Origin of the sequence: Ktedonosporobacter rubrisoli (assembly GCF_004208415.1) — a bacterium.
In the GTDB taxonomy this organism is placed as follows: Bacteria; Chloroflexota; Ktedonobacteria; order Ktedonobacterales; family Ktedonobacteraceae; genus Ktedonosporobacter; species Ktedonosporobacter rubrisoli.
The window spans coordinates 7,332,697-7,354,310 of the sequence record NZ_CP035758.1; the positions used below are offsets into that span (position 1 = coordinate 7,332,697).

Here is a 21,614-nt window from a genome sequence, read left to right on the forward strand (position 1 = left end):
TCCTTTTCTTCTATGCTTGTTATATATAAAACCATTTTAGCATGTCACACATTTTTGTGGAAGGAGCTCAGAGATCGGAGCAGCTCGTAACAGCTGAAAAAGCTGCCCTGGAAATAAATCTAGCCGATCTGGAGACAAGACTATCCACAAAATGAGGCAAGGAGTTACGATGACGGAATCATTGCTAGCCCATACTGCCCTTGGAGATTTACAGGGCATATCCAACGCCGGTATAGTCCAATTTCGCGCAGTCCCCTATGCGGCACCGCCAGTAGGAGATCTACGCTTTGCAGCGCCGCAAGCTGTTTCTAGCTGGCAAGGAGTTCGGGACGCCACAAGGCATGGTCCGATCTCACCGCAATTACCCTCTCGCCTGCGCAACGTAACAGGCGATTTTGTCAGTCCACAGAGCGAGGACTGTCTTACGCTCACTATTTCAACGCCAGCTATTGATAAGCAAGCCCGGCCAGTGCTCGTCTGGCTCCATGGAGGAGCTTACACAAGTGGCGCTGGCTCACTTGATTGGTATGATGGCACCGAGCTTGCGAGAGCAGGAAATATGGTCGTGGTTGGAGTTAATTATCGCACCGGTGCTTCTGGCTTTCTCTACTATCCTGAGATCAGCAATGGTCAATCCGGTATCCTCGATATGATTGCTGCCCTGCACTGGGTCCAGGAGCATATCAGCGCTTTTGGCGGTGATCCAAAGCAGGTTTGTGTTATGGGGCAATCGGCAGGAGCGCATGCGATCATGTACATACTAGCCCTGCAGGAGACGAGACATTTATTCCAGCGGGCCATTCTACAGAGCGCGCCGGAGGGGCTGGCTCCCCTCGCGGAAGCAGATGCACGCGTAATTGGAGAGCAATGGCTAGATATATTGCAGATCGAGCGGGGCCAGCCAGCAGAGATTGCCGCCCGCTTAAGGGCCGAGAAGCCGGAGCGGATCTTAGAGGCCACCGCTCAACTGGCTCGCATGAACGGTCGTCTTGGTCAGTTTACTCCACCATTCATGCCTGTATTTGACGCCCTCTCTACCCCAGAGAAGTTTATTGCCGCTGCAGCCGCGGGCGCCAGAGCTGCCGGTGTGGAAGTGATTATTGGCACAACGCGAGAAGAAGCTCATGCATTTTTAGGCGATCCCACGGGACAGCCCCCGGACCCGGCTCTCATTGCTACGCGCTTTTCTGAGCTAGGTGGGAATGCCGAGACATTGGAACAGTACAGTCGCCGACGCCCTGGGGCCAGAATGATAGAGTTATTAAGCGACTTATTAACCGAGCGCGTATTCCGGCGCCCCTCGCAGCAGCTAGCAGAAGCTCTGGCTCAATCAGGCTTGAATACCTGGGTTTATCAATTCGATTGGGCACCTGCAGGCTCGCCCTTCAAGGCCTGTCATTGCCTTGAACTGCCATTTGTGTTCGGCACTCCAGGTGCATGGAGCAACGCGCCAATGCTGCACGGGACAGATCCGGCCATCTTCACAGATCTGTCGAAGGCATTACAGAGCGCCTGGATTGGTTTTATCCGCTCAGGAGATCCTTCCACCTATATTCCATGGCCTCGCTATCAGTCAGCGAGCAAGAGCATACTGAGCTTTGCCCCAGTCATCGAAGCACACGGCATCGTGAATAGTCTCTAGCAACACCGGGAAAGAGGAAGATCTCAGCTTAAATAGCCAGGAGATCCTTGAGTATTAGCGCTGGGCTGATACGGCGCAGAGTAAGTAGGCTTAGGCAAACTCATACTCACGTCAGTTTGGACGTATGTCTGGTAGTGCTTTCAAATAATTATAGAAAAGAGTTTTGTTTATGAATGGCCAGGTCAATATTATCCATCATGCTGGTCTGATTTCAGCCAATCTCGATGCAATGGTTGCGCGTTACGAGCGGCTCGGTTTTATGTTCACGCCGCTATCGCGCGCCAAGATCGCCCTCACGCCCGGTACAGAACCACAAGAACTAGGAGCTGGGAATCGCTGTGCAATCTTTGAGAGTAACTACCTTGAGCTCCTTGGCGTTATTGACAGAGAAAAATGGAGCAGCATGAGTAAAGAGCAGCGCGGCCCATTTGATCTCGATACGCCCCTCAGCCGCTACGAAGGTTTGCACGTTATGCACTTTGGTACAGATGATATAGAGGCAACGCGTGAACTGTTAATAAAACTGGGCACTGCTTGTTCAGAGGTGGCCCATTTCCAGCGCAATGTAGACACCCCGCAAGGAGAAATGACAATGTATGCCAAATGCTTACATTTCCCTGCGCAGAGCAATCCCGAAGGTCTTATTCAAATTGCCCAGCATCTTACGCCAAAGCTCGTGCTACAGCCACGCTACATCCAGCATCGCAATGGAGCAAGAGCCTTGACTGAATGTATTGTCTGTACGACCGACCCGGCAAGTTATATAACGAAGTATGAGCGCTATACAGGACATAGAGGAGAACAGAGGGATGGTTTCTTTGTCCTGGAGCTGGATTATTCAAGAGTTGTCGTGACCACCCCTGAACATCTTGACGAACTGCTTCCTGGCTGCGTACCACCTGCTCTACCATGCCTGGTTGGTTTTACTGTCGCTACAGTAAATCTGGATATGGTTCGCAGCATATTGAACGAGCATCAGGTGCCCTTCCAGGAATATCGAGGACGTGTGATGGTGCGACCCGAAGAGGCCTATGGAAGCGCTGTTCTATTTGAAAATATAGGCACACCACGCCTGTAACTTTATACCCCTTGCCCAGACTACCGCAGCGGCTAAACTTGCCTCTTTGCAACAGAGAGTCTTGATAGAGGTTACAAGGCAGGCTAGCTTGCTTTCTAGCCGGGCAAAGAAAGCGGTCCCGTCAAATACTGGGAGGTATGCAACCCGCAAGCTACGGGCCACATACCTCTGCGAGATCTGTAATAGTTCCTTGAGGACGAGTCAGAGACGATGCTCAGGCCTGCGGCTCTGGCGAAGCAAGGGAAGCCGGAATCTCGATATTCAGCTGATTGCATAAAAATGCGAGAATATCGCTCTCTTCTTCGATAATCTTGCTTGTAGGCTTGCCCAGGCCATGGCCGGCCTTCATTTCCAGGCGCAGAAGAATGGGATGTTCACCGCTATTTGCCTCCTGCAAGGTAGCCGTAAATTTCTTAGCATGGGCAGGTACGACGCGATCATCGCTATCGGCTGTGACGATAAGCGTGGGAGGATAGGCAATATCTTTCTTCACATTATGTAATGGTGAATAAGCATAAAGAAATGCAAACTGTTCTGCATTATGCTCAGCATCGCCGTACTCAGGTATCCAGAATCTTCCAACCGTAAACCTATGATAGCGCAGCATGTCGATAACTGGTACCTGGCAAATTACAGTTCCATAGAGGTCTGGCCGCTGGACCAGGCAGGCACCAGTCAGTAAGCCGCCATTGCTTCCGCCTATAATTGCCAGACGCGCCGCTGAGGTGTATCGCTCAGCGATAAGCCATTCGGCTGCCGCGATAAAGTCATCGAACACGTTCTGCTTTTTCTCCAGCATCCCGGCCTGATGCCAGTCCTCACCATATTCGCCGCCGCCGCGCAGATTGGCCACGGCATATATACCGCCCAATTCCAGCCATAACAATGCATTCGTATCAAAGAATGGGGTAATACTTATATCGAAGCCGCCATAGCCATACAGCAACACGGGATTCTGCCCGTCAAGCTTCAGGCCCTTTTTATGGGTCAGAAACATTGGCACGCGTGTTCCATCCTTTGTCGGATAGAACACTTGAGTGGTCTCATAATCCTCTTGCTTAAATTTGATAACCGGCTCATGTAGCCGTGAGAGGCTCCCATCGATCAGGTCATAGCGATAGATTGTCGGCGGATATAAGAAAGACGTAAAGCTAAAAAATAGTTCAGTCTGTTCAGGTTTGCCCGAGACCTCTGCGATAGAACCAAGAGTTGGCAGAGCAACTTCGCCCTCAAAGCTGCCATCGAGGCGATAGAGCTTCACAACATGGTGAGCATCATGCATATAGACGGTCACAAACTGGTGATTGACGATAAGCGCGAAATCCAGCACGTCCTCCTGTTCACCTACCAGTTCCTGCCAGTTCTCGCATTCGGGCCGTTGCGTATCTATCGCTATAATCCTGCCACGTGGTGCCCCCTGATTCGTCCTGAAATAGAAAATAGGGCCGTCGTTTCCCAGGAAGGTATAGTTGGCATCCCCCTCGTCTAAGAGGCGTATAAACGTAAATGGATCGCCACTTACGACGGGTCGATAATAGAAGCGGTTATTCGAATCGGTTCCCTGCCAAACGGTGAGCAGGAGATATTTGCCATCGTCAGAGATACTGGGACTAAAGCTGAGCTCTTTGGCGTCGGGCCGCTCGAAGATAAGCTGATCATCGCTCTGAGGCGTGCCCAGAGTGTGCCAATAGACTTTACAGAAACGTGACTCGTCCTCGGCTGGCACGCTTCCCGGCTCGGGGAAACGATCATAATAAAATCCCCGATTATCGTGCCGCCAGGCTATGCTAGCAAACTTACACCACTTGATGGTCTCGGCATAATCGCTACCATCAACAATGCGCCGAATCTTGATCTCCTGCTGATCGCTTCCGCTGGCCGAGATGCTATATGCCAGTAGCTCACCATCCTTGCTATAGTATTGACTGGTCAGCGCAACAGTTCCATCAGCACTAAGGGCATTGGGATCAAGGACAAGGCTTGCCGTATCTTTCAGCGTTTTTTGCTTATAGAGCACGGCCTGATTCTGCAATCCGGTATTCCAGGAGAAGAAGTAATGCTCCCCTTCTCTGGATGGAACAGAGTACTTAGGATAATTCAGCAGCTCGGTAAAGCGCGACTTAAGCGTTTCGCGCCCGGGAAGATCAGCCAGGTACTGGCGGGTGAGGGCATTCTGGGCTTCGGACCAGGCGATAACTTCCTCAGAGGTCGCATCTTCGAGCCAGCGATAGGGATCGGCAACCTTGGTGCCATGGTAGTCATCGACGACATCGCCGCGACGGGTGGCGGGTATGTTCACTTTACAACTCCTTGAACGGGCAAGGCCGGGAAAGAAAGCCACTTAAGCGTCAAGTAACTTATACTCTCCAAGCGTGCGCACAAAATTTGTAATAATTGCCTGAACTTCTTCAAGGCGTCCCTGAAAGAAATGATCGGCTCCTTGAATCTCCACAATACGCTTTGGGGCTGGCACTTGCTCAATCCATTTCAAGGCTACATCATATGGAGCGAGCTCATCATTTGTTCCATGGATAAAGAGTTTGGACTTATGGCAGCCCTGCAGAGTATTGTCATCGAACATACGCGCCGCCACACCAAGTCCAATCATGGCCTGAACGCGATCATCTATAGCTGCGACTGATAAGCCCACATAGGACCCAAAGGAAAAGCCGCCAACAATAGCCGGCACCCCGGGATAACGACGGCTGAGGAATTCAAGCGCATAGCGCACGTCATCCTTCTCACCGCGCCCGTCGTCATAGGTCCCACTGCTGTGGCCTACTCCGCGAAAATTGAAGCGCAAGGACGGAATATTTAAGGAGTGCAGAGCCTGAGCGGCTTTAAAGACTACTTTATTGTGCATCGTACCTCCGCCAAGCGGGTGAGGATGACACATCAGGCTAACGTATAGGGGCTGCGTTCCCTCTTCCTCGGGTTTAAGAATCCCCTCAAGAAATCCTTGTGCGGTAGGTATATTGATATGTAATACTTGATTACTACCCATGTTTTTTTCCCGTTCCAGCTTTCTAAGCCTAAGCTTCTTTGCTCTATACTTCTCAACTTTTCAAAGCCATACTACCACACGTTTTTTGCTCTGTGAAACGTGCCATCCTGACAGTAGCAGCTTTTTCCCTCTCTCTCGCCTGCTCGTTACCCCTACTCTCCAACATTTCCCTCATCAATACTATTCCATAGGAGATGGCTCCGCAGGCCTCACGTCCCTGCCTGATTTATAAAGTATGCAAGCTTTTTATGCAATGCCTCGCCTCTTAACTTGGAGCAAGGCAATTTTGCGAGGCAAAGTGCTCATATAGAACATTTTTACTATTCAGGTTAAAATAACAGTATTGTCAGATAGCAATATTAGTATCAACTTCGAATAAATGAGGCAAGAAAATGCGACACGCAGATCGACCACAGAAAATTCCTGAAGCCGTTGCCCTTAGCCAATTCCCGGTCTACGGATTACCCGAACGCCCTTCTGATCTGACCATATGCAGCCACGGCCTGGGCATCTCGCAGTTTGGCAATATAATGAGCATATCTTTTACCTTTACCAGTCCACGCTATTCCTCTGGCCCATGTTATGCTCCGGAAAGTCAGAACTTTGTCATTATTTCACTGGATAGTGCGGTCCAAGATCTGACAAAAGAGCCCTTAAGCTTTGATCTCAACGATCCATATAACATGAAATATGAGCGCAAAGCACGACGAGACGAAAACCCCACCGTTTGGGAAGGAACGCTTTCCCTCGCTAACATTACTTTTTCTGGCAAGATCCTGCAGTGGATACACCCACCTCTTACGACAGCCTTTCTATTTACCTCGAAGCTGACAATCCTGTTTGGACATAGCTATGGCCCGGCATTTGGTGAGCTTCTCCAACTCCTACAAAGCTTACAGATAGTCAACAGAAATAGCGCATTGCTCAAGCAATATCAATACGAATATGATAACCAGCGCAGCCCAATACTTGACAATCGGGAGCTCTAGAAGCAGCTTTTTCCTTCTTTCGCGCCTGCTCGTTACCCTCTACTCCCCAATATGGGCCGCCGATACTATTGCATAGAAATAGCTTCGGAGGTCCTATGCCCTCATTTGAGCCAGCACAAAATATGTCCTTATGCATGCGCTGTGGCAGGCCGCTTCCCACAGCGGGGTTCGTTTGTCGCGCTTGCCGGCCCGCGGCCCTGCGTCCAATCCGGCTGCATGCATATGATCACGAGCAATTTGCCGAGGTAGATGAGCTGACGGATGTAGAGCAGATTGCCTCTCTTCCCACCACGCCAGCAAACCTGAGCTTATTACTAATGCAACACGTTGACGCCTATCTTGCTCGGGGGTATATACTAGTGGATAGAGGAAGCGAGTATGCTATTCTTCAGCAGAAAAAAAGCGGTGCGCCAGCCATAACTCCGCCTCGCACAGAAATACATATCCTTATCGTTGATAGTCGCAACACAGCAATACATATCTATAAGCTTATATAATTACTATAATGCAGGTTACAGCTCAAGTAATCTTACAGGCTTTTCCACTTCTCATTGTTCTGGCACCTTGAATGGCGAAAAGAGAAAAATTGATGGGGCGCCGCGCTCTGGCGAGCATATCGCTAGCTTCGACGTGGCCGCGCGCCGCACTCTAGCCAGAGCTGTCCTTAACTATCCCTTGGGCAAGCATGGAAAGCCTGGAGGGAGCAAGCACACCGATCCCTGAAGCAAAGGCGATCGTAAGTAGCACTTTAAGCGGTACAGTGTGGTCGTATCAACGGAAAAGGATATGTTATGGAGACTTATGGACTACATCAATATCCCGGCAAACTTTTTATAGTGGAAGGCGTAGATGGTTCTGGCAAGAGCACGCAGATAGCGCTTCTGCGCCAATGGCTGATCAGCGAGGGCTATACTGTCTTCTTTAGCGAATGGAACTCCTCTCCCCTTGTCAAAAAGACGACGAGCAAGGGCAAGAAGAAGCAGCTCCTGACCCCCACGACCTTTAGCCTGATTCATGCCACTGACTTCGCGGACCGCACAGAGCATGATATCATCCCTCCGCTCAAGGCCGGAGCCATTGTGCTGGCGGATCGCTATATTTATACGGCCTTCGCGCGCGATGCTGCCCGCGGTGTAGATCGTCTCTGGCTGCGCGAGCTCTATCAGTTCGCCGTAAAGCCAACTGTGGCCTTTTACTATCGCGTCCCCCTCGATGTCTCGCTCAAACGCATCCTGACCAGCCGTAACGAATTGAAATACTACGAAGCGGGCATGGACATGGGATTGAGCAACGATCCCTACGAAAGCTTTAAGCTATTTCAGCAGCGGATCGTCAACGAATACGAGACAATGGTCGATGAGTTCGGCCTGACAGCCATGGATGCCACGCTACCCATACCGGAACAGCAGCGCCAGATGCGTAGATTGGTAAGGCCACACCTGCAGGGAGTTCGCCGCCTACGCGCCTCTGCTCAGAATATAGCTCTATCCGGCTTGATCCAGGAAACCCATCTTTTCAACAATCTGGCCCATGAATTGAAAGGCGCCGAACGATGAATTTTAGGGAAGAGGATGATGGAAGAGAGGCCTATCGATCAGCTACTATCCGTGTAGCAGAGAGGGAAGATATGACCGATCTCGCTTTTTATGGTATTGATGCAATTGGCCTGAGAGAGCGCGACGAGGTATTACCGGGTCGCCTGATCGTGATTGAGGGTACCGATGGCGTGGGTCGAACTACGCAGCTGAACCTCTTGCGCCCCTGGCTGGAAAGCAGCGGCTATGCCGTCGTCGATACTGAAACTACGCGCTCAGTCCTGGCCGGACCGGGGCTTAAGCAAGCCAAAGAAGGGCATACGCTCGGTCCGATTACGCTTAATCTATTCTATGCCACTGACTTCGTGGATCGCTTCGAGAACCAGATGCTGCCCGCGCTACGAGCCGGCTTTATCGTGCTCACCGATCGCTACGTCTATTCACTTATTGCCCGCGCCCTGGTGCGTGGCGCCGACGCCCGCTGGATACGCTCCATCTATGGCCTAGCGCTTAAGCCCGACGCTATTTTTTATCTTCACATTCACTTACATGAGCTCATCCCGCGCGTGTTGCAGCGTGGCGGCTTCGACTTCTGGGAATCGGGCATGGATATGCGCCTGGGTGCCGATCTATACGAAAGCTTTGTTAACTATCAAACCCGCTTACTTGCAGAATATGAGAAGATGATCCCCATCTACAATTTTCAGGTGATCGATGCTACCTTGCCGGTAGAACAAATTTCGGAGCAGCTTAAGCTCAAAATCTTACCACTCCTGCCCCAGGGCTGAGCACCTTACTATATACAGGGCTGCTTACACAGATTTTGGCGCGCCTTGAGAAGCGTCAAAACGTGGAACCTATAACTTACCTTTTGTCCTCTGGATAGGATGCCTGAGGTTGCTCATATATGGTGAGCGGGAACTCTTCGCTGGGAGGGTCCTGTCTCGCCATGCTGAATATTTCATTTGCGGGTGTAGAATAGAGGGAAGGCTTTTTCTTGCCCAGGCCCCCAACCAATACAACACAAAAATAGAGCAGGGCACCGAGGATATGGCACAGGCCAATAACGAGCAGCCAGAGCACCTTTTGCTTCCAGCTCAAGGCTCTATTGAGCAAACAATGCAGCAGCATAGGCAGATTCAGCGCGATGAACAGGAATATTATGAGGTCGAGCGCATGAAAGCCTGGGATCATCTTATGGTCCTTTCCATATTTTCAGCCCGTTACGCAGCTATTTTTATTATCCTATTATAGCACAGAATAAGCACTATTTTACAGCAGGATAGACATGAGGATAGGGTTATTTCATTTTCCTGTTTTTGCCCCACCCATCCGTCCGAGAAGAAGGGAAAATGGGGCACGCCCCATGCCCCGGCAGAGGACTGGTCGTCCTCTGATACTCGTCCCCCGGACAGGGATACCTCTCTGGGAGAGAGGTATCTCCTGCTTCGATAAAAACTAAATAGCCCTGACATGAGGATTTGTGCAAATGCAGAAAGATGAGAAAAAGGAGTTAATTCGTATCAAAAATGAAAAGCGCGCTTGATTTCTACTTGGGTAGGATTTGGCGCGATCTTTTATGGCTCGTAATTGCGCCAGTGAAGAATTTTTTATAGAGATGTCCGAAAAATTTTAACTACGAGATAATAAATGCTTAATATGCCCTACTTATACTATCCACAACGGCAGATATTCCAGGTGAAAGAACATATGGGATCGGCCCATTCCTCAAAACAAGAGGCAGGCCGATAGCGCCTATGTTCAGCCTGTAAAGATAAAGCCACGCGTGTGGTGCCAAAGGGCCGGGAGCAGAGGATACAGCAGAGCAGATAAGTGCAGTATCCTCCCTTGCCGCCTCATCAGCAACCGCACACAGTTATGATATCCAGCATCGCATCGTAGCCACCGGGCCTCCCGCTGGTTCAGGGGCAAAAAGGTGGGCTGGCCAGTTTTGCGCCCACCCAGTGTTGGAGCAGGTCGGATTGGCACCTGTATTTACTCGGTCTATGCGGCATGTTGGATAGTCATACCTCAGCAGTCCGACTATGGCCCTTAAGGCCTGCAGCTCGGCAGACGAGCGAGAGGTAAACCTCGAACCTCTCGCTCAGCAGGGGGCATCTTAGTGCCCGGCAGAAAGAAAAAGCAGCCAGATCAAGACATCTCTGGCTGCTTTTTCCACAGGTAGGGCAAAGACAAAACCGCTGGAAGTGATAGTCTGCTTTACTGTACAGTCACGCGCATTGGCACCGGTATACGTAACATAGTCTCATCGGTATACTCATCAGCATCCACAGCTGGCAGACCAGGGACGAGCGGAAGATTGCTCTCCTCCACGATACCGTTATCAAGATACACGTGATAAGGGAACATAGCCGGATCAAAGGCATTGTTCTGCGAAACAAGAATGATCTGCTCGAAGTGCTGCCCCAGGATTTCGCCGTTGATGACATTGACAAGAGCCTGCGCACGTCCACGGTCAAATGAACTAAGCGGCTCATCCATTACCACAAAGCCGGGGGCCGCATTCAGCTCACGCGGCAAAGAAGCAATGGCGAAGGCCAGGCGTAAAGCCAGCGAAAACTGATCAGCCGCGCCGCCCGAGAGCGCCGACTTCGATACATAAGCACTTGCCGCCGGCTCCCACACGCTGATCTGGAAGGGTCCGCCACTGGCAGCTCCTTGCTCCGGCTGAGTAATCAAATGAGCATCGTGGTAACGGCCACCCGTGAGTAAAGGCAACAACTGCTGCATATAATACTCGGTACGTGGCAACATCTTGCGCATAAGCCGATCATGCACGCCCTGCACCAGCATATTGGCCCGTTTCTTGGTCTCATAGGAACGTTCCTGCTTATCCATCTCGGCGCGAGACTGCTTGAGATCGAGGGGAGCGCGTCCCGTCTGCAACTGCTTACTCAGTTCCAGCTCTTGCTCTTCAAGTTGCGTCAACTCCTCTTCGAAGGTCACACGTTCCTCTTCTAGCCCGTGGCGATCCCGTGATGTATACTCACCAACCAGGGGCCAGACCGCAATGATCTCAGAGACAGTGTAAGTCTTGACGGCCGGGCGATTGCGCTGAGCGAGCATAGCCGAGATACGTTCTTCAGCCCCCTCAATCTCATTCTGGCACAGCTCGATCTTGATCTTAGCCGCTCCTTCTTGCTCGCTCAAGGTATCAAGCTCTTTTACCGCCTCAGCTTCCCTGGCCTCGGTCAGTTCCCGCTGGCAGCGCGTACGCAAAGCAATAAGAGCCTCGGCAAAAGGATTGAGAGGCACGATCCAGCTACCCAGCGAATTGCTGTACTTGGCAAGCTGCTTATAGTATTCAGAGAGCGCTTCCTGCAACTCTTTAAGCTGAACAACATAATTACCATGGCGCTCTTGCAGCATAATCCTGTTGCCCAGGGTAATATGCAGCTCTTCTAACTGCTTGCGGGCAACGGTCTCTGCGTGATTAATAGCCGCCTGGCCAAAGGAGACGCCAAGGGGTCTCACGCGCTGACGCAAGGAGTCCTGGAGGGCTTGCAAAGCCTCACGCAAGGCCATCTGCTGCTCGCGCGCCCGCTCGATCTTCAGGGCTGGATTGCTCTCCTCAAAGCGAGCCACGCGCTCCTCAAAGGCGCGTCTGCGGGTCAGGAGCACATCTAAGGCGTCCTGATGGATTTTCACCTGTGCCGATAGATCGGTCACCAGATCCATTTTGCCATCAAGGGTCGCCAGTTCGCGTTCGGTAGCGCTAATATTGCTCTCAATAATCGCTTCTAGCTCAGGAATACCAGCCTGGCTATTGTCGCGAGAAATAGGATCAGAGCGCGAGAAGCCCAGCGAGGCCGTACTCTGCAGGCGCTCACCGATACTTGGGAGAGTCAGTCCTTCTTGCTCGGTCAGCAAGGCGACCTCCTCATGCATGCGCTCAATCGTCGACTGATCGTCGCGCAGATGCTCCTCAATGTGCGCCCAGTCGCCGCGCTTGTACTCATCTTCCAAGCGTGCGCGCTCCTTACGTAGATTGGCCACCGCCTCCATCGTCACATTGACCTGATTGCGGGCCGCGTTGGCCTCCTCAATTTTTTCGCGCATCTGCCTCTGGAGATCGGCAAGGCTCTCTCCCTGATCTTTTACCTGCATCAAGTAGGACTGTGCATCCTCAAGAGAGCGGGGGATATTCCCACCCAGGGAACGAATCTCATGCTCAACCTGGAGAAGCGCTTCATTATCCCCACTCATGCGTAGAGCCGTCTCGCGGGCCGCCACCATCATACCAACCTGATTGATGGCTTCCTGCATCTGCTGATCGGCAACCTTCTCCTCTTCGCGCGCTTTACCATAGCTCTGGAAGTTAAGGAAACCGATCGCGCCCATGACCAGGGCCAGGATACCGGCAATAGAGGCCACGATTGGTACATTTTGCGAGAAGAGCACAAAAGCCGCTGCGGCCAGGCCTAGCAGCAGCACAACGCTGATTGCCGCAATGATAAGATATTTACGCGAAGCGCTACGCGCCTCCATTGCCGCCAGATTGAGCTTCTCTTGATGCTGATAGGCCAGGCGCACGTGTTGCTCCGCCTCAGCCAGGCCCTGAGCCAGCCCCTTCAGCCGCTGCCACTCCTCGATCTGACGGCGAACCGCTAGCTGACGCCAGCGCCTCTCCAGTCCATCGGCCTGACTCTGCGTCTGGCGAGCCTCGGACTCAACCAGCTTCAACTCTTGCTCAGTCTCCTGCAGCTCGCCCTGGACTGTGGAAAAATGTGCCCGATTCTGCTCGGCCAGGCTCTTATCCTTCAGGCGGTGAAGGTACTGATTCTCCTGCTGGCGCAGGGCGGCCAGGCGTTCAGAGAGCGCACGCATGCGCTGCAAACGCGCCTCTAACTGCGGAAGTCCCGCACGCCGGCGCTCCTCCAGATCATGCAAAGCCTGCTGGGCCTGCTCCAGGCGAGAACGGGCATGCGCGACCTGCTCATCAACGCTATGTAAATCGTCTTTTACCTCGCCAAACTTCCTGAGTTCCTGTTCATGCTCCTTGATTGTATCGACCACAGCCAATAGATCGTTCGACATGCGCTGCAGCGTCCCAAAAGAGCGAGTAAGCTCAGCCAGATCAGTGACGCGCTTCTCAAGAATCGGAAGCTCCTCGTGCTCGCGCCGCTCCAACTCAGCAATCTGTTTTTCCAGCTCAGGAATCTGATGCCGCGCCTCAGCGATAGCCTCGTAAGCCGCAATAATCTCTTCAAGGGTCGCGTCGGCTTTTTTGAGCTGTTGCACGCGGCTCAGACGATTTCTAATCTCCTGGCGCCTGATCCTGATCTGTTCAAGCGTCTGCTCCTGCTCAGCAATATCGAGCTCTTGAGCCGAGATCTCTTCAAGATCGACGGCCACCTTAAGCGCATCAAGGGCGGCCTCAACCTTGCCAAGTTTTCTACTGACTTCAGGAATGCGAGCCTGCATCTCAGCAAGGCGTAGCCGCTCCCGGCTCTCATGAAGCTGCTTCTCATCATCGGCACCGATCTTAAAGTGCTCTGTCAGGCGCATAAGCTTCTCAAGGCCCAGCACCTTGCGGGCGCTCGCTTCTCGCTCAGCGCCGCTAAGCTTCTCAAGGCGATCAAGACCTTTTTGCTCGATCAAGCAAGCGTTACGCACGGTCTCGCCATCCAGGCAACCCAGCTCCTGGATAATGCGCTCATTGGCGGCAGCTAGATCGACGATCGGCTTCTCTTCAGGCATACCCAGCCTGCGCACGTTCAGGGCTACCTTTTGTCCCTTTCCCCGCTCAAGCGAGCGGGTGATTGTCATCTCGGTAGCACCGACAGAGAGCGTAAGGGAGACAGTTGCGGTCGTTGCGCCATAGAGCACCAGGTCGTCGAGCGAAGGCTTTGCAGAGGCAAGGGCTTCTCCATAGAGTGCAAAATAGATGCTTTCGATGAGTGCCGACTTGCCAGCCTCATTGGGTCCCTGGATCAGTATACTACCGCGTTGCGGAAAGTGCAGATTTAATTCTCGCAAGAGCCGGAACCGTTCAACAGTCAAATGCTTTAGGATTATCATACTTACTCCGTTTGCCAATGCCTGTTACTGGACGCCACACGACGTAGCCAGTTACCGTTTACCCTTCATATCATCCATCGCTCTCAACAATTCTTCTTTAGTAATTTGCAGGGCCTTCTTTTCCTGCTCATCGGGCGCATCAGCAATCCATTCATCGGCCAGAGCGATGAGCTCCTCGCGCGGCGAGAAACGTTCCCCTGTCTCAGCTGAGACAGCTTCTTGCTCTGGTAGCAGGGAGAGGACACTATCATCAATGGCCAGCGCAAAACAATGTTCCTCACCGTAACGCCGTATCTGATTAAGGTCTAGTTGATGGTATTGACCACGCGTTAACTCGCCCTCCAACCGCAATTGTAGCAATGTATCAGCATTGCATAAAGGCCGCAACTGTTCAAGAATAATTTCCGTAGGAAGTTGTTGTGCCGCAGCCGAATCATCGGACCACAGCTCTTTAGTATTAATCGTAAGACGCTGCAGCAAGAGGGTATCGACAGGGATGTGCTTACACCACTGAATACCATCGGCAGCAAGACCCAGATAGACAAAGCCAGGAGCATGATCAGGCGTACTGAAATCGAGATGCTGGGTTGCCCCGGCCACCACGACATCAACCTGGCCTAGATGCAACTGATAGTGGCTATGGTGATAGCCGGCAAGAATGTACCGAAATAGCGTCTGCCCGGCAATACTTTCCTGGCTCACCATTGCTCGCGTGTCCAGAAGCGACGAGCCATTGGCCAGCCCTTCAATAGGAGCGTGCAATAAGAGAAGAGGGATGGCAGCATCCTTTAAGCTCTCCTTCACCTGCAGGTGAGCTAATGGATCGCCTTCCTGGCCTACCAGCACGCCCAGAGCACAAATCCCTAGCTTTGTATCGCGCACATCCAGTAAGACTGGCTCCAGCTCCTCTTCCGGCGCAGGCGGAAAATAGTGTAACGCATCCAAACGTGCATAACTGATCTGTGGAGCAAGAACAGCCTCTCCCAGAAGAGATTGTGCCTCGCCAGGAGTGTCATGGACCCCTCCCAGGGCGAAAGCACGCACACCGGCCTGTTTTAATTGCGCCAGGCGAGTGGCCACAAAACTGCGATCTCGCTCGTCAGGGGTGGTAGTATCAAATAGATCTCCAGCTTGAATAAACAGGTCAACCTTATGCTCTATGGCAAAATCGGTTGCCTGCTGAAAAGCCCGGCGTAAGCGCCGCAAAAGCTCCTCGCGCTTGCGCGGGTGTTGCCTGAACGCAGTATAGCCAAGGTGGTTATCAGAGGTCAATACTATGCTAACCACTTCCTCATGGCGCTCAGCCTGCTCAGTGCTAACATCCTGTTTTGCATCTTGTTCCACAGTATCTTCTGCCATCGCAATCACATCCAAAATAAAATAACGGCAAATACACCAAACCTTTGCGGGTTTGATGCTAGTACTCTTTTCTTAAGTATCAAGGTGAGTCTATCACAAAAACTAGCGATAAAAAACGAATCAGTATAAAAAGAGGGACTAATTGGGGAATAACAGAACATGACCGGCTCCTCTTCTTAAATATATATGATAAATAATGATACAAAAGTACCTGACTGAACGGATGACATAGACAGAGGTTTAAGCCAAATATTAATATGTTATGAGCTTATGCTGAAGATGACAGCCCCTATTGTACCAGGTTTGGTAGGTGCCTGGTATCCAAAAGGCTTGCTTTTGCGTCTAAGGTTTTAGATTTGCATATTGTTTTTGTATATTCGTCCACTCGTATTCCGCTAAGCGGCAGCAATTAAAGTGTTATGTGCAAACTTTTTTACAGTTGGCAACTGTGAAAAAGCGCAGCCTGGAACCTCCAGGAAGCGGTCTGAACTATCTGCTCGGGCTAGATTCCTTGCTGGCTGCCATGTGTATAGCACACTTGTATAGCTGCCAGGTGTACCTGTGAAGTGGGAGAGAGCGTGGTGGGAGCAACGCATACTGAGAAAGAACGAGAAACACGTAAGGTTCTCCTCTCTTTCGCTAAAAGCATTCAGGAACGAGATATCGTTACCTACGAACATTCGCGTAGAGTTGCAATATATGTCCAACGGCTGGCCTGGTACCTTGGCTGGAGCAGAAGGGAGGCGCGCGATCTAGGATTAGCGGCATTAGTGCATGATCTTGGCAAAACGTGGATTACTAACGACATCTTAAACAAGTCCGAAGGTCTTTCTGAGGAAGAATGGAACAAGATGAAACGCCATCCAGTCATCGGAGCTCGCATCCTGATCGGCTGCGATGTGCAACCATTCTATGTGGAGGCTGTTCTCTACCACCATGAGGCCTGGAACGGACATGGCTATCCAGCAGGGCTAAAGGGAGAGGAGATACCGCTCAGCGCTCGTTTATTGACGGTGGCTGATGTCTACGATGTCTTGACCTCGCAGCGCCCCTATAAAACAGCCCTCTCGCAGGATGCAGCCCGCGAACGCCTCCTTCTGGACTCGGGAACAAGCTTTGATCCCACAATTTTGCAGGCCTTCGTCCATCTGCTAGACACAGTGCCGAATTTCACGTTACCACAATACAATTACATCTCGGCCAAAAAAGAGGCGCTGCCGCCCATACCACGCCGCCTATTTATGACTACCGGCTCATAAATAGGGACGTCTCTGCCAACACGCTCCGCTACTATAAGCAGCAGAACCAGGCGAAGGCTCCGGGTTCCTCTGGAGCTGCGGGGTAATCTGCGCACTGTGCGAGGTACGCGCAAGCTGTATCTCTTCGTTCACCAGCCCCCACTTCATAATGAGCTTATGATAGGTACCATCTCCCTCCACAGCACTAAATGCTGATTGAATGGCGCTTAACATCAAACTATCGCCCTTGCGCACAACGATCCCCTCAAGGTTTGCGTTGGTAACCAGGCCACCGGGCTCAAAAAGATCGGGATGCTGCTTCACCATATAGTCGGTGACTGGCGAGTCCTGGTAAACTGCGACAACTTTCTTCTCTTCCAACAAGCTCATCACTGCCGCTTGATCCTGCACAATTACCATATCTATGGCTACTTTATGCTGCTGTTGGCAATCCTTACTGGCAATCTTGAGATCATTTTGTTCAAGCGTATTGTTTTGCGCTCCCACTTTGAGCCCGCAGAGATCAGCCAGGCTCCTGATTTGCCCGGGATTCCCTTTTCTTACCATCAGCGACTCGCCTCCGCTAAAATAGGGCACAAAATCAACCTTCTGGCGCAGCTCATCGGTAATGCTAACAGCCGAGATCACTACATCAAAATCCTGATCCACAAGCTTATCTATAATAGTGTGAAAGTCTTCAGGCACAATTTTTGTCTTTAAGCCAAGGTGCTGGGCTACGGCATTAATAAGATCAATATCAAAGCCCTGTATTTCTTTGGTCGAAGTGTTCACCGATTCCTGGGGGGATAATTTGGATAGTTGCCAACAGTAAGAAAGCCAGGTGTAAGCAGATCATGAGGCATAATCCTGCTCACCGCTGGCGTAGGTTCCGGCGTGTTAAGTTTGAGCCCCAAATTGCTACAGGCTGATAGGAGCAAACAGAGCAGCATAGCAATGCCTATGAGGCGCGGCTGAAGTAAGGAGAGCTGCCTTCGCGTCTTAAATAAAGAGAAACGCATGGCCGATACCCTCTCTAGTACGTATGTACGAGGCAAATCCAACAAATTGCAGCAAATAGGACAAAAAGAGCTGTGTTTATTCTATAACATCCATCAAGCAGCTTCTATTGCTAGATATTGCACAGATAATGCGTGCATCAATGCATCTCTTAGTACTACGTATTCTCTCTCGATGAGATCACGCTTGCAAAAACGCTGCTATATACAATGTTACAACTTTGTAAATGGCTGCGAAATATAGCCGAAAAACTATCACTGGGATGCTGTTTCTCAGTGAATGTTATGCTACACTATGAGGGTATATGACGCAAAGTTGCGCACATTTACTCAGATTAACTGTCCATACTTAGTCACAGCTCATTTGATCGAGGGGCTTGGAGGGTCTGGTATGCCCATCACATTTGATCGTAGCACATGTTGCGATCTCAACGAAATTATCTCGCGTGAATGGCTCGTGACAAATGGTCTGGGAGGATATGCCGCAGGAACGGTTGCAGGTGTGCTCACACGTATGCAGCATGGATTGCTGGTAATAGTGCCGCCCGATACAGTACAACCACAGCTTTTGCTCGCGAAACTCGATGAAGAGATAGCTTTTGATCAACGCACTTATTATCTCGGTACCAATGAATATCGAGATGGTACACTTAGCCCTGCCGGCTTTGTTCACCTTGAGAGCTTTCACCTTGAACAAGGTTTCCCTGTCTTCAATTATCGCCTGGGTGGTCCGCATGGCATTCTTCTGGAGAAGCGTATCTGGATGCTTCAGGGCTCTAATACAACCTATATTCGCTACCGTGTTCGACGTATGCCTTCTCAAGAGGAAACATCAAACTATGCAAGGCAGGGGTTAGCGTCTAGATACTATGACCATACTTCTGGCTCGGGGCGCGATATGCGTTTGAGCATTACGCTGCTGCCTTTCGCGGCTCAGCGCCCGTATAACCAGCCTCAGTATGGCAATAATGCCTGGCACTTTCTTGTGCAGCCTCAGCCAGGTAGGGAGCTTATTGATGAGGATGAGTGGAGCCCGGGTATACGCTCCTCACGCCCTCGCCTGATGACTGGCTGTACGCTTCAGGCTAGCGAGGAGGCTCGCCCTTACCATATTCTGGCAATCGGCCACCCAGAAAGTCAGGTGACGTTCATTCCCACCGGCGTATGGTACTGGAACTTTCTCCGTCGCCACGATGCCCGCGCCGGCCTGCTGGCAACCGATGATCTCTATTTGCCCGGGGTCTTTCGCGCTACCCTCTGGCCCGAGGAAGATGCAACTTTGACGCTCGTCATTAGCGCCGAAGCGCTCTCCTCACCAGAGCTACGCCTCCACCAGCTCAATCTGAGCTATGAACAGGCACTTGAGCAACAGAAAGATCTTTTACGCGATGCCTTACAACCTCAGCGCTATTTTGGGGAGGGAGGAGAAGCGGCCCAGGCCCATCATTTGCATGTGCTGCCGCTCACTACAACTTCCGATCCATATGCAGGAGGTGAAGATTTCTTACACCAGCTACTTCAAGCCAGCGAGCATTTTCTTACCTGGCGCAAGGCTTCTGCTGATAGGCAACGCAAAACGCGTCACGGCCTCTTTCATACACCGGAACGTATGCCTGCCCTGTGTTCAGGCTATTTTGATCTGGAATATAAGACACGCGATGCCTTAATTGCACTGCCCGGCCTGCTGCTCGTCACCGAGCGCTATGATGAGGCCCTTAAGATTCTGCGCGAGCTTATCCGCCATGTTAAAGGCGGCTTGCTTCCGGATCATCTTCCTGTACCGGGCCAGCGGCTTTCTGAATGTGATTATAATAGCGCCGATACAACGCTCTGGTATATCTATGCACTCGACCATTATCTACGCGTCACCCACAACTATGCTTTTCTCGAAGAGGCGTATTATATCCTTACTGAGTGCATAAACAGGTATATGCGCGGCACTTATCATGGCATCCACGTAAACTCCACTGACGGCCTGCTCTACGCCGGTCGTGAGGGTAAGGCGCTTACCTGGATGGATGCCATGGCGAACGGAACACCAGTTACTCCGAGAGCGGGCAAGCCCGTAGAGCTCAATGCGTTATGGTACCACGCGCTTTCCCTGATGCACGAATGGTCACAGTACTTTACGCACCAGAGCTCTCTGCGCTATCACACGGCCTTTTACCAGGAATTACTCACCCGTAACAGGCGCAGCTTCCAGGAGCGTTTCTGGTATTCAGAAGGGGGCTATCTCTATGATGTTATCGATGGCCCGCAAGGCAACGATGCAAGCTTACGCCCCAACCAATTGCTTGCGCTTTCTCTGCGCTATTCTGTGCTTGATAACCAGTGTTGCGAGAGCATCTTCGAGGCTGTGACGCAACATTTGCTCACTCCTTATGGTCTGCGCTCGCTCGCGCCACACGATCCGGCTTATCGCGGCCATGCGGGCTCGACAAGGGAAGAGCAACAACGCGTGCTCCACCAGGGCAACGTCTGGAGCTGGCTGATCGGACCCTATATTGAGGCGATGCTAAGCATTAAGCTACACGCCTCGGCAGCTCCTTCTAGCGATGAGAAGACGCTCTTCCAGGAATATCTCTGGCGCAAGGGATTACAGCTGCTGGAGCCATTTAAAAATCGGTTTACTGTGGGTCTGTTAAGTATGAACGAGGGCACCTTTAATGGCGACGCTCCATTCCACCCCACAGGGCAATATCTCGCTTCGGCTTCATGCACCGGGGAGCTTCTACGCATCTACGATATGCTTGCGCGAATGCGAAGTCTACCGCTCACCTATACGCTATCCAGATAAAAGATCTTTCATCAAGGCATTTTTCTTCAGTTGCCACGAAGAGGCAAGGCCAAAAAAGTAAACTTCCAAAAAGGAGTTTTGCACATCTTGCAGCGAGTTATCCACAAAAAATGTGGATAACTTAGCTGATTGTGTGGATTACTTTTTAGGGCCCAGCAGGCTATACTTTCCAACACTAACCACAAAGAGAGAGATGAACAGGGCTTGGGCCGGCCTCCCAAGCCGATGCGCGCGACATCCCAGAAAGCTAAGCGGTCCCGCGCGCAAATATAGCCAGTTATATTGCTTGACAAAAGTTTGACAATCATTGACTCAAACTTTACGAGTTATCCACAATTGTGGATAAGTTATCCACATTCTATCCACATTATCCACAATCCTGTATTTCTATTCATATTATCTTTGGTCACTATGACCATAGAGAATCGAAAAGTTATCCACAATTGTGGATAAGTTATCCACATTCTATCCACATTATCCACAATCCTGGTGCCAGCTATATTGCTATATAACTGTGATATGAGTGCCATCATATCAAGAATCGTGGGTTATCCACATTTTGTGGATAAGTTATCCACATTCTATCCACATTACACAAGTTAAATATAGCCAGAGTATAACTGGTTATAAATTAGCTATATTGCTATGCGCTTTGATATGAGTGCTATAATATCATGGGTTATGTCGATGTGGATAAGTTATCCACATTTTTTCCACAAATGCGGATTTTTACGCAGATTTCTGTATTTCTAGTCATTTCGCAAATGAAGATTTGTACATTGTGGATAACTTTCCTCAGCTTTGGGGACAAGTTATCCACTTATCCACAAGGCGTATTAAAAACGTATAAATGAGCAATATTGCCCAGCTATATTGATATGAGCGTTATCATATCAATAGTTGTGAGTTATCCA

16 protein-coding genes are annotated in these 21,614 nt (G+C 50.9%); 9 read left to right on the forward strand and 7 right to left on the reverse strand.

The window, feature by feature from the left end; genetic code table 11:
- Positions 1-169: 169 nt before the first annotated feature.
- Both EPA93_RS31920 and EPA93_RS31925 read left to right on the forward strand, forming a co-directional pair.
- On the forward strand, positions 170-1,642 hold the full coding sequence (locus EPA93_RS31920) for a carboxylesterase/lipase family protein (protein WP_165423525.1): 1,473 nt from the start codon (positions 170-172) through the stop codon (positions 1,640-1,642).
- 169 nt (positions 1,643-1,811) lie between these two features.
- Positions 1,812-2,720 carry a VOC family protein gene (locus EPA93_RS31925; RefSeq protein ID WP_129891396.1) on the forward strand — a complete coding sequence of 303 codons (909 nt, stop codon included), beginning with the start codon at positions 1,812-1,814 and terminating at the stop codon, positions 2,718-2,720.
- Between the two features lie 214 nt (positions 2,721-2,934).
- Here the strand turns inward: EPA93_RS31925 and EPA93_RS31930 are convergent, their stop codons facing one another.
- Positions 2,935-5,019 carry a prolyl oligopeptidase family serine peptidase gene (locus EPA93_RS31930; protein WP_129891397.1) on the reverse strand — a complete coding sequence of 695 codons (2,085 nt, stop codon included), beginning with the start codon at positions 5,017-5,019 and terminating at the stop codon, positions 2,935-2,937.
- 42 nt (positions 5,020-5,061) lie between these two features.
- Positions 5,062-5,724: an alpha/beta hydrolase gene (locus EPA93_RS31935; RefSeq protein WP_129891398.1), complete on the reverse strand. Its 663-nt coding sequence runs from the start codon at positions 5,722-5,724 to the stop codon at positions 5,062-5,064.
- 392 nt (positions 5,725-6,116) lie between these two features.
- Between EPA93_RS31935 and EPA93_RS31940 the strand changes: the two genes are divergently transcribed.
- From EPA93_RS31940 to EPA93_RS31955, 4 genes are all read left to right on the forward strand, one after another.
- A complete protein-coding gene (locus tag EPA93_RS31940; RefSeq protein ID WP_129891399.1) occupies positions 6,117-6,713 on the forward strand; it encodes a hypothetical protein in 597 nt (198 codons plus the stop codon).
- A gap of 95 nt (positions 6,714-6,808) precedes the next feature.
- Positions 6,809-7,210: a hypothetical protein gene (locus EPA93_RS31945; RefSeq protein ID WP_129891400.1), complete on the forward strand. Its 402-nt coding sequence runs from the start codon at positions 6,809-6,811 to the stop codon at positions 7,208-7,210.
- Between the two features lie 294 nt (positions 7,211-7,504).
- Positions 7,505-8,269 (forward strand): dTMP kinase, encoded by a 765-nt coding sequence (locus EPA93_RS31950; protein ID WP_129891401.1) that lies wholly within the window; start codon positions 7,505-7,507, stop codon positions 8,267-8,269.
- Entirely contained in the window at positions 8,266-9,036 is a 771-nt protein-coding gene (locus EPA93_RS31955; protein WP_129891402.1) for a dTMP kinase, read from the forward strand. The genes EPA93_RS31950 and EPA93_RS31955 overlap by 4 nt, the downstream gene beginning before the upstream one ends.
- A gap of 76 nt (positions 9,037-9,112) precedes the next feature.
- Here the strand turns inward: EPA93_RS31955 and EPA93_RS31960 are convergent, their stop codons facing one another.
- Positions 9,113-9,379: a PLDc N-terminal domain-containing protein gene (locus EPA93_RS31960; protein WP_242527533.1), complete on the reverse strand. Its 267-nt coding sequence runs from the start codon at positions 9,377-9,379 to the stop codon at positions 9,113-9,115.
- Between EPA93_RS31960 and EPA93_RS50005 the strand changes: the two genes are divergently transcribed.
- On the forward strand, positions 9,299-9,502 hold the full coding sequence (locus tag EPA93_RS50005; protein WP_242527564.1) for a hypothetical protein: 204 nt from the start codon (positions 9,299-9,301) through the stop codon (positions 9,500-9,502). The genes EPA93_RS31960 and EPA93_RS50005 overlap by 81 nt on opposite strands.
- A 966-nt stretch (positions 9,503-10,468) precedes the next feature.
- Here the strand turns inward: EPA93_RS50005 and EPA93_RS31965 are convergent.
- Complete coding sequence (locus tag EPA93_RS31965; protein WP_129891404.1) at positions 10,469-14,290, reverse strand: AAA family ATPase; 3,822 nt, start codon at positions 14,288-14,290, stop codon at positions 10,469-10,471.
- A 51-nt stretch (positions 14,291-14,341) separates the two neighbouring features.
- Positions 14,342-15,649: a metallophosphoesterase family protein gene (locus EPA93_RS31970; protein ID WP_129891405.1), complete on the reverse strand. Its 1,308-nt coding sequence runs from the start codon at positions 15,647-15,649 to the stop codon at positions 14,342-14,344.
- A gap of 581 nt (positions 15,650-16,230) precedes the next feature.
- Between EPA93_RS31970 and EPA93_RS31975 the strand changes: the two genes are divergently transcribed.
- Positions 16,231-16,908: an HD-GYP domain-containing protein gene (locus EPA93_RS31975; RefSeq protein WP_165423526.1), complete on the forward strand. Its 678-nt coding sequence runs from the start codon at positions 16,231-16,233 to the stop codon at positions 16,906-16,908.
- On the opposite strand, the gene EPA93_RS31980 is transcribed toward EPA93_RS31975, so the two are convergent.
- Positions 16,903-17,679: a transporter substrate-binding domain-containing protein gene (locus tag EPA93_RS31980; protein ID WP_129891407.1), complete on the reverse strand. Its 777-nt coding sequence runs from the start codon at positions 17,677-17,679 to the stop codon at positions 16,903-16,905. The genes EPA93_RS31975 and EPA93_RS31980 overlap by 6 nt on opposite strands.
- Positions 17,676-17,906: a hypothetical protein gene (locus tag EPA93_RS31985; RefSeq protein WP_129891408.1), complete on the reverse strand. Its 231-nt coding sequence runs from the start codon at positions 17,904-17,906 to the stop codon at positions 17,676-17,678. Before EPA93_RS31985 ends, EPA93_RS31980 begins: the two co-directional genes overlap by 4 nt.
- Before the next feature lie 388 nt (positions 17,907-18,294).
- Here EPA93_RS31985 and EPA93_RS31990 point away from each other — a divergent pair, with 388 nt between their 5' ends.
- Entirely contained in the window at positions 18,295-20,700 is a 2,406-nt protein-coding gene (locus tag EPA93_RS31990) for an amylo-alpha-1,6-glucosidase (RefSeq protein ID WP_165423527.1), read from the forward strand.
- Positions 20,701-21,614: the final 914 nt, after the last annotated feature.

Excerpts from the sequence above, each read along its gene's own strand:
- EPA93_RS31920 (WP_165423525.1), top strand. The coding sequence starts at position 170 with ATGACGGAATCATTGCTAGCCCATACTGCCCTTGGAGATTTACAGGGC.
- EPA93_RS31970 (WP_129891405.1), bottom strand. The coding sequence starts at position 15,649 with ATGGCAGAAGATACTGTGGAACAAGATGCAAAACAGGATGTTAGCACT.
- EPA93_RS50005 (WP_242527564.1), top strand. The coding sequence starts at position 9,299 with ATGGCACAGGCCAATAACGAGCAGCCAGAGCACCTTTTGCTTCCAGCT.
- EPA93_RS31945 (WP_129891400.1), top strand. The coding sequence starts at position 6,809 with ATGCCCTCATTTGAGCCAGCACAAAATATGTCCTTATGCATGCGCTGT.
- EPA93_RS31950 (WP_129891401.1), top strand. The coding sequence starts at position 7,505 with ATGGAGACTTATGGACTACATCAATATCCCGGCAAACTTTTTATAGTG.
- EPA93_RS31960 (WP_242527533.1), bottom strand. The coding sequence starts at position 9,379 with ATGCTGCTGCATTGTTTGCTCAATAGAGCCTTGAGCTGGAAGCAAAAG.
- EPA93_RS31940 (WP_129891399.1), top strand. The coding sequence starts at position 6,117 with ATGCGACACGCAGATCGACCACAGAAAATTCCTGAAGCCGTTGCCCTT.
- EPA93_RS31935 (WP_129891398.1), bottom strand. The coding sequence starts at position 5,724 with ATGGGTAGTAATCAAGTATTACATATCAATATACCTACCGCACAAGGA.
- EPA93_RS31990 (WP_165423527.1), top strand. The coding sequence starts at position 18,295 with ATGCCCATCACATTTGATCGTAGCACATGTTGCGATCTCAACGAAATT.
- EPA93_RS31925 (WP_129891396.1), top strand. The coding sequence starts at position 1,812 with ATGAATGGCCAGGTCAATATTATCCATCATGCTGGTCTGATTTCAGCC.
- EPA93_RS31985 (WP_129891408.1), bottom strand. The coding sequence starts at position 17,906 with ATGCGTTTCTCTTTATTTAAGACGCGAAGGCAGCTCTCCTTACTTCAG.
- EPA93_RS31965 (WP_129891404.1), bottom strand. The coding sequence starts at position 14,290 with ATGATAATCCTAAAGCATTTGACTGTTGAACGGTTCCGGCTCTTGCGA.
- EPA93_RS31955 (WP_129891402.1), top strand. The coding sequence starts at position 8,266 with ATGAATTTTAGGGAAGAGGATGATGGAAGAGAGGCCTATCGATCAGCT.